Raw genomic sequence first — 12,543 nt, 5'->3', positions numbered from 1 at the left:
CAGCGTCTTCAGGATGTCAACCGTGGAGCTTACAGCACCCTCAGCAACTTTCATCATGCTGCTGCCGTTCTGCGTGTTAGCATTTGCCTGGTCGAGGCCACGGATCTGAACGCGCATGCGCTCAGAAATCGCATAGCCCGAAGCATCATCGGCTGCGCCGTTGATCTTCATGCCCGAAGATACTTTCTGCAGGCTCTTGGACAGTGCATTGCTGTTCTTGTTCAGAGTGTTCAGCGTCGATACTGCCGACATGTTGTTTTTAACTACCATACCCATGATAATATTCCTCCCTGATTATACAGAAAAATTATTTTGTAACGGACATCCATGCCCGTTATTCCCTTATATAATAGTAAGCTGTTCCGTTAACTTCGGGGGCTGCTAGCTGACCACCGCCGCTTTCCTTAGCAGCTTACGTATTACCATTTTGTATTACACTATATATATCGATAGACACCTCACAAATCTTAAGTGTTTTTTAGTATTTTTTAGTATTTTTTATTCAAAATATTTCCCAGCGGATTGATTCCCTGTAAATCATAGGCATGAACCGTAGCATTCTGCCGTTTTGACTTGTTGAGCCACGATTTTGCCTTATAAATGATCTGCATATCCAGTGGCTTGATTTGCTCGATAAGCGCCTGGCATTCAGCTGTCTTGCGATACGCTTCTGTTTCCGGCAAACCTTTCATTCGCGCCACAAGCTTCTCCCGCTGTTGCGTAAGGTCGATGAACTCATCGATATCCTCTTTGCCAATAAACTTCAAAAGCTCCTGGGAGAGCGTATAATACATCTCCCAGTTCGCCTTTGCCTGTTCCATCGCTGATTTAGCCGACATAGCTATCACCCTGCACATTCTTGGTGCCGGAGTCTTGACGCGCTTTTTTCATCGCTTGTGCCCAAGCATCACGCAACTCCTTGATGATATCGATAGCCTCCTGCACCATAGCAGTATCACTCTTGATATTTCCCTCTACGAGGCGGTCATAGGTGTAATTGTATAGCGGCATAAGCTGCTTGCTGATATCATATTCCATGTTAAGCGTAATGCGGAACTCCGAGATGATATTCTGCGCTTTCTGCAGGGAAGTATTCGCCTGTTCCCATTGTTTCGCCTCAATGGCATCCTTGCCTTCATTCATGAATTTCAGGCAGCCATTGTAAAGCATGAGCGTCAGCGCCTCCGGCGTTGCCGTCATGATCTGCTGGCGTTTATAAGCTTCAGCTGCATTATTTACCATTTACGTGCCTCCTAGGTTTCTAGATTGAAACGCTATCCGCTTAGTTGCCGCCGGTGATATAACTCATCTGCATGCTAAGCTGCTGGATAGACGATTCCATCGCATCATACTTCTTGTAAAGCGTCTTTTCAAACGCATCCATCAGTGTCTTGAAGTTCGACATCTTGGTCTGCATGTCACGAATCAGATTCCCCAGCGTGCTGCCATCCGATGCCGAGGTAGACGTTCCTGCATAGGATTTCATCGTCTTCATCGAAGCGTTGAGTTTATCATAGATACGGTTGACTACGCCTTCTTTATCATAGTTGGTAACCGTCGTAACCGTTCCATCTGCCAATGTCTTCTTTTCATCACCCGAGGACGAGAAAATCTGACGGACACAGTCCGGATCTTCTGACAAAGCCTTGCGCAACTTATCTTCGTCAAGCTGCAAATGCCCGCGATCCGTTTTGGAAGAAATTCCGATAGACATCATCGTGTTATAGCTGCTATCGACCGATGACACTGGGGTGTAGATAGCCTCACGCAATGCACTGATGATCTTGCCAATTGTCTGGTCATGATAAAGCAGACCGGATTTAGCCTTTTCATTCCACTTTTCAATCTGCTCTTTTGTCATGCCGTTTTCTTGCGTTTTGGTCAGGACCCCATAATCCCTGTACTGGGGTTCATTGTATTTGCTATTGAGTTCGTCAATCATCTTGTTGTAATCTTCAACGAACTGTTTTACATTTTCAACAATCTTATCCGTATCCTGCGTAACGCTGACTGTAGTCGTTCCTTTAGCCAGCATGGTGTAAGTCACGTTGCCCACCGATACTTTGCCAGTAGTAGACGTGTATTCCTTACCATCGATCGTGATTTTGCCATCCGTTCCGGCAGCGCTGATACCATAACTGTCCGATGTAAGCTCTTTGCTCGTGAAGCCCAGACTGTTAATGAAAGCACGGGAATTGGCGGCCTCGCTTGTTCCATCACTGTTGATGACTCCAAACGTGATTACCTTGCTGCTATCCGTTGCGATTTCCAGCTCTCCGGCATCATTGAGCTGAGCATTGAAGCCCGCTGCATTGATCTTATCGAGCAAATCCTGTACGGTAGCCGTGCTGGCATCGGCAATTGAGATTTCCTTAGGAGTTCCTCCATCCGAAATCGTAAACTTCAGCGCATTGCTATCACCTGCCGAAGTGAAGAGCGTACTGAGTTTATCCGTTGCCGCCATTCTCTTTTCACTGGCAGCGATGTTCTGGAAGCCAAATTTATTCAGCAGACTGGTGGCATCACTGGAGCTATTTGCTGCCAGCGTAACCTTGCTGCCATCCTTTGCATAAACTGCAAAGGTACCATCGCTTCCCACCATAGCCGAAAGGCCTAAACCTGTATTGTTGATAGCATCAGCAAAATCTTTGACGGTAGCAGTCGCCATGTTTTCTACCGAAAACGTTTTGGTCTCCCCATCGCCTACGGAAATCGTAAAGTTTGCCGTATCACTGCTGGGATTCGCACCTAAAATATCACGAAGCTTCGTCTCTTCCGTTACAGCCAACGAATCGGTAGAAAGTTTGGCCACCAGCATCGAATTGGCTGCGACGCTGCCAATACCATCAGTCGTTGACATGTCAACGACGTTGGAGAGCTTACTGACCTTATTGCCATTGCTATCCGTCTCAACGGTTACACTGGCTAGTTGCAAATTCTTTATGAGCGTCTGGCCATTGCTGTTTTCTGCAATAGACGTATCAGTCCCAGCTGACAGAATAATCTGGTTCGCCGTACCGCCCTCTTTCTGGTAAAGCGAGAAGGCATCGTTCGTACTATCGTAAGATGCGCGCATATTTACACCAGAACTATTGATTTTCGATACTAAGTCATTCAGCGTCTCATTGCTGTTGAAGATATCTTCATAGGTAAACGAAATCGTCTTTTCCGTAGATTCCGTCGTCGTACCATCAGCAATCTTGAACGAGACAGCTGTCTGCTTGGCAAATTCTTCGCCAGTTGCTGCATCATCCAATTTTGCCCGGATCTCTGCCTGTTTCGCCGAATCAAAAATCACATCTTTCAGATAAATGCTTTTATCCGCTGCCGTACTTGTATTGGCACGATTCAAAGTCGTCTTCGTAAGTAAATAAGCATTACTGGAAGTTTGATCTACCGTTACCGTGTGCGACATAATTGCTGCATCGGCATTTGCTACCGCAGTAGCAACCGTCGAGGAAGAACTTGCCGCACTCATCGGACTGGTCGTTGCCGACATCTTATACTTTGACATCGTGGAGTTATTGAATGTCGATAAATCCGAATATACACTCGTATACGCTTCCTTAAGCCATTCGTTTTTGACCTCTTTTTTATACATGCGGTCATATTCACTCTGTTTGGACATCATACCGACTTTTACCATGGAGTCAACGTCGATACCCGAACCCGAGAGTCCATATATACCATTTACAGCCATTTCCTACACCTCCTTAGGCCTTTTTGTCCAGGAAGGTTCCCAGCCAATCCCTTGTCTGAATCATATGCTTGATCATTTCTTCCGGGGGAATTTCCTTGAGCACTTTACCCGTTTTCTTATCCAGCATCTTTACGGACATCGTATTGACTTCCTTATGATACTGGAATTCGAGATTTGCATCAATTTTACGCATAAGCTCGTTGAGCTCTTCGGTCATATAGCTGACGGTTTCCTCATCGAGTTTCTGCTCATCTTCCTGCTGCTCATTCTTTGCATCCTGAGCGGCATTTCCCTGCTTTACATAATCGGCAGCAGAAGTCTCTTCGAACGCATTCGCCGTTGCTACTTCCGCATTAGCATTTTTGCTGGTGGCAACCGAACTATCTGCACTAGCCTTGTCCATCGCGCCAATAACAATAGCCGATGTCACCATATCCTGGACTTTGCCTATCATTGTAATCCCTCCGTAGATTTATATATTAGCTTTCCTTAAATTATTTATTTGGTAAAGCAACACTGAGATCCAAATCCTTTGGTGCCGGTGCTGCAGCCTTTTGATTTTCTTCCTGGATAGCGCGGTAGATTTCCCCCCGGTAAATCTTGATATCACGAGGTGCATCAATCGCGATGCGAACATTATCTCCCTGAACTTCAACGATATTGATGACAATGTTGTCACCGATCATAATCTGCTGACGGGGTTTACGAGTAAGTACGAGCATTATTTGTCCTCCTTCGTTTCCGGAAACAATCTATGCTTCGTGGTATAGCGGCTCTTATCAAGTACCAACTGGCGAGCCTGCATATTGGTCGTATTGACCACAACCGGTGCCATAAGGTTCGCCGTCATCTCAGATACCTTGCCGCCTGGAATCGTCAGCAGTGAATAAATGAGCATTTCCTCCTGCTCCTCAATTCCCAGCTTTGCCTGGCTCTCATCATCGAGCTCAAATTCATACTCAGGGAAGAATACAAACGGCATCGTCATCAAGAACGCCAAATCCGGTGTGGAAAGGGATTGAAGAAATACATAAGGACTTTCATCATCATAAGGGATGATGACAAATTCATGTTCCTCTTCGAAGGCTGGAATACCATCTTCGAAATGTACGATTTTTCCCTCATCGATGTCAATTTCGCCAAACCGTAGTGTGTTGACCTTTTTCATTTGTTACGCCTCCAAATCCGCACAATGCATTAATACCTCATGCGTAAATATCGTATTTGCCTTCCGTAACCCATTGCTTGAAATCCGGTTTCTGCTTCAAATAGGTCTCGACTTTTCCCGGCGTAAAATGCGTCTTGGCAAAGGCGTCTGTATCAATCTTGACGGTCACATCACCAGGATCAACATCTCCGTCCGCCTTCACAGGCGTAAAATGAATTTCCGGATCAGGAATGAGATTGGCCACAATATGCCGCTGCTTTCGGATTTCCTGCTGCAGCTTGCTATCATAGCGGTCTTTGACCGGCGTCTTTCCCTTTTTGCCACCATTCTCAATATTATCCCAAGCCTCTTCTGTCCAACGGGATGTTGTTTGTTTTAAGTCACTGAATCCCTGCTGTCCGTGTTCCTTGGCAAAATCTGTATGATTCGTAAAGCCATAGGAATGACGACTCGGATATTGATTGATTTCAACGGTCGGCTGCGTCCAATGCGCATTAGACCGGGCCTGCCGATTCTCAGTATGCAGTTTTGCCGGTGTCGAATGGGCTTCCAGCTTTCCAAGCTGCGTATGCATCCCGATAATGGGCTGCGTAGTCCGCATATTTAACCGCAGCATAGATTATTTCACCCTTTCCCTAGGAAAATCCTGCTAATCCTTTATCTACCTATATTATACTATGTTTCTAAGCTTTAAGCTATCCTCTTATCGCAGGTAATCCGCCAGCGACTGGGGCAAAATCCTGCCACCAAGGGACAAGCTCATATTGTAAATTGTCTGCTCCTGCATGAGCTGCACCGCCAGCTTGGCTACATCCGTAGAACTTACCTTTGAGATATCCGACGTAATCAACTCATTCTGATTCTCCAGCATGGTCTGTACCGATTGATAAAGCTGCTGGCGAGCACCAAGTTTCGTTTCCGTATTTACCGTAGTAGCGTGTGCGGTATCCGACACGGTCTGGCCATCCGTCGTCAACCAACTATGATTCCCTTCTTGTACCTTGGCACGAACCGTAAGCATCTGATTAAGCATCGCTGTACCGGATGCTTTATTGCCTGAAGCCGGATCGTCAAAGATATCCGTACCAAAAATTTCTGGTCCCGTAACATTGACCGTGTCGGCTACCGGCTCTGTCGAACCATTTTTCTTTACCATAGAGACACCTTTATCGTCACCATGGTAGGTAACAATCTGCTGTTTAACTGTATCAAATTGCAACGTAACCGCTGCACCATTCACTGTTATCGTGGGATTAAACGACTCTCCATCTGGCGTTATCTTTCCCGTATTGGCAAAATACCTTGCGACATCCGTACTGCCCCCCCAGTCAGTGAGTGTACCAGCTTCGTCTCCATCCTTGACCACTTTCCGGGACTCACTGGCTATTTTATCCTTATAGCCATTTTCCACAAAGTCCTCGCTATAAACCTTGCCATTCTTCGTATTGAGATAATATTTTTTACCGTCATCACCTTTGAGCGTCAGCATCTGCTTCATACTACCAGAATCATCGACAGCGCCATCGCCACTAAAAAAGGCTGCCTGATTTTCGTCCAGCGTTTTGGCAAGGCCACGGCTTACTTCTTCCATCGACATGATAAACGGCTTCGTCAAATCCTTTTGACCGCCAAATACATAGCTATCCCCCTGCATCGTATTCCCCAGCGATACCAGCTCCTGGATCTCCGCCATCATTTCCTTGGCGATAGCCGTCATATCACTGGCATTATTGGTGCTGTTAGCCGCCGCAATCGTCTTCTCTTTAAAGGTGGTCTGGATGCTCGTCATGTTGACCAGCGCCGCATCAGAGGTCTTCATCCAAGAAAGTGCCGTACTGACATTATCCTGGTATTGAACATTTTCATTCTCCGAAACCGTATAACGAAGATATTTGGAATATGCTACCGAATCATCAGAAGGACGATGGAGCTTGCTGCCATCCCCCTGCTCTAAGAGCTTGGACTGACGGCTGTTGGCATCATTAAGCTGTTTCTGATAACCATAAACCATTTGGTTGCTGCTTACGCGAATAGACATTTTATTTCACCTCATTATCGTAATGTTATCTGCCAACGGTACCCGTATTGTTGATCAAACGATCCAACATTTCATCCATGGTCGTCAAGCAGCGCGAACATGCGCTGTATCCCTTCTGGAAGGTAATCATATTCGTAAGTTCCTCATTCCAGTCGACACCAGCCGTCGATGAACGCCAATTGACAATCTGCGTAATCAAATCTTCCTGCGAACTCTCTTTGGCCTTCAAGGATTCTGCATCACTCCCCAGCCGGGAAGTTATCGCATTGTAGTAGGCGTTGAGCGAATCCGCATTAGTCGCACGCGCCGAGGTCGAGATTGCCTCGCCGCTGTGGTTCAGATGAATGTTCGCCGTATTGTACTTCTGGGCCTCCGAGCCGCTCATGTTCATGAGGGCACTGAGATTAACCGCGTTCGTACCATCTTTGGAACCATTCGGAACAATTTCATATTGCCCGTCCAGTAATTTTCCATTCTCATCCGTTTTCTGTTCCACAGCAAAGATACGTGCTGCCACATTATTCTGACCGCCAGTCTTCGACAGCTGGCCATTAACCGTCAACGCCGTGATGATATTGATGCCGCGGACCGTATCCGTTGATTTTACCGTACCGCTGATATCAACTTTAGGCGTTCTCGTAACCGTACCATCACTGTTATTCGTCTCTGTGAAAGTAATCGAACGCTCAACCGTACCGGCCGTCATGAGCGTTGCCTTCATCTGATGATTGTCGGCATCCCATTCATATACCGTATTATCGTCGCCGTAGAAATTCATGCCATAGAGCGGCCCTTTATATTCTCTGCCACTTTCATCGACTACCGTACCATCCGGCTGCGTGACAAAAGTCCCCAGTGAGCTGTCCGTCCCATTGATACCAGCGCCCTGCTGATGCATGTTATTGAATGTCGTAAGCAGGAAACCTGCCATGTCAGCCAGCTTATCAATATATGCCTTATCCTCCGCAATGGTGTCCTGCTGGGCCTTGAGGCTTCCATTCTGCGGCAGGAAAGTGATACCAGATTCTTTGATATTGATGACATAATCATTAATGCCATAATCCCCGTTATTGATAGGATCAGACATCTCCAAGGTCAACCGTTCCACACCGCCAACCATCGTAATACCATTCGATACTACTGAATACATGCCCTTCTCATCTTCATAGACGTTAAGATTCATGTATTTCGACAATTCATCGACCAGCAAATCGCGCTGGTCACGTAAATCGTTAGCCGAAGCCCCTGTTGCTTCCTGCTGCATAATGTTCTTATTTAATTCGACGATATGAGCGGTCGTATCGTTGATCTTATTTACCGTCACCCGCATATCATCATACTGGGAATTAATCTGGGACTGGAGCTGCTGTCCAGCTGTCTTGATTCTATCGGCTAGGGTATTGCCCTTCTCGATGACTGCTACACGCGCACTTGCTGTAGAAGCGTCTTTCGACAGATTCTGCCAAGCCTTGTAGAATTCATCCATAGCGTTCAGGATACCCGTTTTATCCGAATCGTCAAACACAGCCTCGACCTTTTCGTAGTTGACCTGCGTCGTCTTGTAGTACTCCTGGGTCGAGGTCTCCTGCCAAAACTGCTTATCGGCATAAATATTGCGGGCACGTTCGATGGACATCGAATCAACGCCCGTACCAACCATAACATTGCCATAAAGAGAGGATACTCCCTGGCCTCTCGTTGCTGCGAGATTGACCTTCTGACGAGAATATCCTTCCGTTGAAGCATTTGTGATATTATGGCCGACGGTATCCAGCGACAGCTGATTGGCAAATACACCACGAACCATCGTATTCAGTCCAGAAAATGTTGAACGCATTTATCTCACCTTTTCTTTCTTCATTTCCCTATCATCTTTTTCGCATTCCACAAAGGGAATCAAACATTTGCATCAAACATCTTGATTCCACGGCGATTCTCCACCTCAGGTGTCCCCGGAGGTGCATAGGTGTCATTAGCCGCGGTCTGGGTCATCACATTAATGTGAAAATCCACAAACTCCTTACTTCGCTTCAGGAGTGCCTGCGTCGATGCCAGTTCCCTCTGCAGGCGTTCATCCAATCCCTGGATTCTTGATAAGAGCCGCATAACCGCATCTCTTTCCACAGAGTCCGGCATGCTGGCTGCATAAGCAGTCATTCTCTTCTTTCCTGTCTTTTCGAGAAATTCCCGCGTGAGTTTCTCTAGCTGACCAATCCTGGTAAGGGTAGGTTCAATTGCCTGCACAGCCTCTGTTACCCCTTTGCCGGCACTGTTCTCTTTCAGTGCTGTTTTGATTGCCTGGAGTCTTTCCAGGCATTCTGTCGAGAGCATTAGCTGCGTGCGCAACAGTTTAATGACTTCATTCATCATCTTCCCACCCTTGTTTTATCGATATGCCTTCAGGCATCGAATTCATAATTTTTCCGATGGCTGACTACTTCCCCGCCACTCTGCCCATAAGTAGGCTCAACGGTAGCGCCGCCAATCCGGTTCAAATGGAAGGCAACGGCCTGCATAGCTCCACGAATAAGCAGGCTGTTGCCCTCGCTCAGCTCTTTTGCTTCGGCTGTATGTTTCGACAGCGAACTATGGAGTTGGCCCAAGATCTGCTGTAACTGTGGTGTTGGTGCCATACGCACCAAATCTTCCATCTTGGTATCCTGTTTGATGGAACAATTTTCCACAGCCATGTGAATCAACACTTTCTGGCGCTTCTGCTCCAACTCCCTGATTTTCTTCGTTAAGGCATCTTCCTCTTTAACAAGTTCCTCAAGGGTCTTCATGTCAATCGTGACCAGTGCCTTCTTCTTTCTTGTCCCGAGCTCGATGAGCTGCAGATAAACTTTATTCAGATCATTAAGTATTGCTGCAATTTCCTGCCACATAGGCTGCCTCCGTTCTCAGGAATAGATTTTCATCAGAAACGCGTATCCAGTAAACGGTCTGCCAGACTCTTGCTGTCTACTTCGTAGGTCCCATCAGCAACCTGCTGACGAAGTGCTTCTACCTTTTCGGCGCGATTCTCATCCATCCCCCGAAGTTTCTGCAACATATTGCTGAAGGTCTGGGCTTCACTGGAGAATACTACTTCGTCCGCTTTATGTGCCCGGTCTACAGCTCCATTGCGTCTTGCACCACCCGTCGAGCTTACATTGTAAGCGCCAGTCACTGCCTGAATATTGTTGTTGATAAGCATATAATTTCACCACCTGTTTAAAACTATGACTTTCTAAGACCCATAAGGATTCTTTTTATGTCTTCTGGTTAAAGTATCGTAAAAAAAAGCAGGAGACTTAACTCCTGCTTTTCGGCCATTTATAGCATTTATAGCTGTTCTTCTTCCTTTTTCTCTGTTTTTCGCCTTATTTCATGTTTGACAATTAACTAAGGTTGTTTTTCGAATACATTCCGTGCCCATGACCGGTCGGTTTGGCTGCCTGTTTGGCGGCAGTAATTGCCGATGCCTTTTTCTGGAGCTCCTTATGGAGTTCCTCCTGACAGCTGGAACAAATCTTGCCCGTAATGATTGGCTTGCCACACTTCTCGCAGGGATAGCTCATCTTGACACCGATCTGCTCGAAGCGACCCTCACGGATCATCTTCTTGATCATGCCTTCTGGTGCACCAGTAGCCTCAACGATTTCCGGAATCTTCGACCCCGGATTATCGCGAACATAGTTCACCACTTCTGCCTCTTTTTCAAGGATTTTCTCATAACAGTCCATACAAACGCGATGACCCGTATCAGCAAACAATTTGCCACACATCGGACAATTTTTGATTTTACCTGCCATATCTTCCACTCCTATTCAAGCATTCCGCTATTACATCGCAATCATAACTACTTTTAGTATATATAAATTAATTCGGCAGGAAGGACAAATTTCCTCCCTGCCGAACAATTTCTTTTTTCTTGTTTTGTATTTTACCAGATTTTTCCCATCATAAACCACGTACGACCTTTAGCCAGCGCGGCTTTGGAAAGATTCGGGTCGTCGCCGATACGGCGGGCATAATCCAAACGAGTGAACCAATCATTGGCTTTCGTATAGGAGAGCCCCAAGCCCCATCCCCAGAGGGTTTCGCCGCTAGACCACTGCCCCAGTGAACCAGCACTGCCCTGACGATCCAAGGATCTGTCGTTGTTGAACCAGACGTGACCGCCATCGATATAGGTACTGAACACCAGTCCTGGAACATCGGTATAGAACCGTGTCTCCACGGTTCCCATTATGCCTTCATCACCAGAGCCTTCGCCCTGCGGATAGGCACGCACACCACTGGAGCCACCGAGATACATCTCCTCGGAACCGTCAAGATTGCGGCTGGCAATCTGGCCGCTCCCCTTAACCATCACGTCAGCGCGATGGCCGATTCGCTGAACCGCTGTTACATTGGCCTCCCCCTTGGTGAAACGGCCCTCCGAATGACTGTCTGCTAAAGTCCGGCGGGCGTCAGCACTGTCAAAGCCCAAAGTTCCTGTCGTAACCGTAGCACCATAGTTGGCCGTAAAGCCGTCGCGGCGCTCAAAGCCGTTGACGCCGGCATGAACGCTATGGGAATGCTTCCGCTTGCTGTCGTTAAACATATCCATGTCATCCTTCAGCTTGCGATAATCGTAACCATAAGTTGCCGTCAGACCGCTGCGCGTAAAGTGATAGAGCGGCCGGCTGCCAAATACACTGTAGGTATTGGCCACACCGTTGGCGCCAAGGCTTCGCATACTGCCACCAACCTTGTAGTCCATGCGGCTGTAACCAAAGCCCAGCATTGTGCCGCCGTGGCCGATAAGGGCCTCATAGTTGGCATAGTAGTTATGCATATCGGCATTGGAAATCATTGTACCAACACTGGCCTTGCCGCCATTGCCGCCCACATCGTAGATATTGTGCTGGAGGCCATAGCGATAGCGGCCGGAATTCTGGCTGCCGTAGTTCTCCACGTAGAGAATCGTATTGGCCCCCTTGCCCTTTTCGATGCGAACGGTCAAATCACTGGTACCGAACTCCTTGCCTGGGCTCAGTACACCCACAGCCCGGGTGCCGCTGATATCCGACAGGGAGTACAGGGCTGACTCTAGATTCTTCGTCCGGATGATATCCCCGGGTTTAAGACCATTGACAAAGCCCCTGGCCACTTTTTCCTTCATGCGGGTCTGGTTGTCGAGTTTTATCTCGCCATAGCGGCCCGGAATCACCTTGATGATAATCATGCCATCGCTGCTCTCCTGAGCCGGCACATAAGCAGCGGCAGCTGGATAGCCATGCTGTCGGCAATACCGCGTAATGGAGTTCAGCGTCACATTGAGCTGACTCATCGTGCGGTTCTTGCCCATACCATTTTGAAGGATACGCGTAAGTTCGGCCTTATCCAGATAAAGTTCATGGGCATCCAGCGTGAAATTCCCAATCGTAAATTCCACCTCAGGCTGTACCTGCGACTGCCCCTTGGCCTCATCTTGAACTTCGGCCTTTGGTGCCGGTATTTGCTGCTTGACATCTTCTCCCGGTTTTGACAAAGAAGATGCCGCCATGGCACTGCCACTAAGCGCACCGAGAAGTGAAACGGCTGTCACACTTGCCGTGAGTTGTTTCTTCCACTGTTTCTTCATCTTACTGCATCCTTCTTTCTCCCTTA

At 47.4% G+C, this 12,543-nt stretch carries 14 protein-coding genes and 1 pseudogene; all 15 read right to left on the bottom strand.

Going from position 1 to position 12,543, the window contains the following annotated elements:
- Window positions 1-276, bottom strand: a pseudogene (locus BLQ36_RS11730) (flagellin); the annotation flags it as partial.
- 212 nt (window positions 277-488) lie between these two features.
- Window positions 489-839 carry a flagellar protein FliT gene (locus BLQ36_RS11725; protein WP_074515770.1) on the bottom strand — a complete coding sequence of 117 codons (351 nt, stop codon included), beginning with the start codon at window positions 837-839 and terminating at the stop codon, window positions 489-491.
- Window positions 829-1,242 carry a flagellar export chaperone FliS gene (gene fliS, locus BLQ36_RS11720; protein ID WP_074515769.1) on the bottom strand — a complete coding sequence of 138 codons (414 nt, stop codon included), beginning with the start codon at window positions 1,240-1,242 and terminating at the stop codon, window positions 829-831. The genes BLQ36_RS11725 and fliS overlap by 11 nt, the downstream gene beginning before the upstream one ends.
- A gap of 40 nt (window positions 1,243-1,282) precedes the next feature.
- Entirely contained in the window at window positions 1,283-3,700 is a 2,418-nt protein-coding gene (gene fliD, locus BLQ36_RS11715) for a flagellar filament capping protein FliD (RefSeq protein ID WP_074515768.1), read from the bottom strand.
- A 13-nt stretch (window positions 3,701-3,713) separates the two neighbouring features.
- Window positions 3,714-4,154, bottom strand: a complete 441-nt coding sequence (locus BLQ36_RS11710) for a flagellar protein FlaG (protein WP_074515767.1) — start codon at window positions 4,152-4,154, stop codon at window positions 3,714-3,716.
- Between the two features lie 40 nt (window positions 4,155-4,194).
- Window positions 4,195-4,422 carry a carbon storage regulator CsrA gene (gene csrA / locus BLQ36_RS11705; protein WP_074515766.1) on the bottom strand — a complete coding sequence of 76 codons (228 nt, stop codon included), beginning with the start codon at window positions 4,420-4,422 and terminating at the stop codon, window positions 4,195-4,197.
- Window positions 4,422-4,868, bottom strand: coding sequence for a flagellar assembly protein FliW (fliW, locus tag BLQ36_RS11700; protein ID WP_074515765.1), 447 nt, complete (start codon window positions 4,866-4,868; stop codon window positions 4,422-4,424). The genes csrA and fliW overlap by 1 nt, the downstream gene beginning before the upstream one ends.
- Before the next feature lie 37 nt (window positions 4,869-4,905).
- Window positions 4,906-5,484 carry a DUF6470 family protein gene (locus BLQ36_RS11695; RefSeq protein WP_074515764.1) on the bottom strand — a complete coding sequence of 193 codons (579 nt, stop codon included), beginning with the start codon at window positions 5,482-5,484 and terminating at the stop codon, window positions 4,906-4,908.
- An 87-nt stretch (window positions 5,485-5,571) separates the two neighbouring features.
- Window positions 5,572-6,906 (bottom strand): flagellar hook-associated protein FlgL, encoded by a 1,335-nt coding sequence (flgL, locus tag BLQ36_RS11690; RefSeq protein WP_074515763.1) that lies wholly within the window; start codon window positions 6,904-6,906, stop codon window positions 5,572-5,574.
- 25 nt (window positions 6,907-6,931) lie between these two features.
- A complete protein-coding gene (gene flgK, locus BLQ36_RS11685) occupies window positions 6,932-8,743 on the bottom strand; it encodes a flagellar hook-associated protein FlgK (RefSeq protein WP_074515762.1) in 1,812 nt (603 codons plus the stop codon).
- A 59-nt stretch (window positions 8,744-8,802) separates the two neighbouring features.
- The gene (gene flgN / locus BLQ36_RS11680; protein WP_074515761.1) at window positions 8,803-9,273 is read right to left on the bottom strand and encodes a flagellar export chaperone FlgN; all 471 of its coding nucleotides are present in this window, start codon (window positions 9,271-9,273) and stop codon (window positions 8,803-8,805) included.
- A gap of 32 nt (window positions 9,274-9,305) precedes the next feature.
- Entirely contained in the window at window positions 9,306-9,791 is a 486-nt protein-coding gene (locus tag BLQ36_RS11675; protein ID WP_074515760.1) for a flagellar protein FlgN, read from the bottom strand.
- A 32-nt stretch (window positions 9,792-9,823) separates the two neighbouring features.
- Window positions 9,824-10,102 (bottom strand): flagellar biosynthesis anti-sigma factor FlgM, encoded by a 279-nt coding sequence (flgM, locus tag BLQ36_RS11670; protein WP_074515759.1) that lies wholly within the window; start codon window positions 10,100-10,102, stop codon window positions 9,824-9,826.
- A 184-nt stretch (window positions 10,103-10,286) separates the two neighbouring features.
- Complete coding sequence (locus BLQ36_RS11665; RefSeq protein ID WP_074515758.1) at window positions 10,287-10,700, bottom strand: flagellar protein; 414 nt, start codon at window positions 10,698-10,700, stop codon at window positions 10,287-10,289.
- A 131-nt stretch (window positions 10,701-10,831) separates the two neighbouring features.
- On the bottom strand, window positions 10,832-12,517 hold the full coding sequence (locus BLQ36_RS11660; RefSeq protein WP_074515757.1) for a ShlB/FhaC/HecB family hemolysin secretion/activation protein: 1,686 nt from the start codon (window positions 12,515-12,517) through the stop codon (window positions 10,832-10,834).
- Between the last annotated feature and the right edge of the window lie 26 nt (window positions 12,518-12,543).

This window comes from Selenomonas sp. WCT3 (assembly GCA_900100835.1).
In the GTDB taxonomy this organism is placed as follows: domain Bacteria; phylum Bacillota; class Negativicutes; order Selenomonadales; family Selenomonadaceae; genus Selenomonas_A; species Selenomonas_A ruminantium_E.
This window is presented reverse-complemented; position numbering and strand designations above follow the sequence as displayed.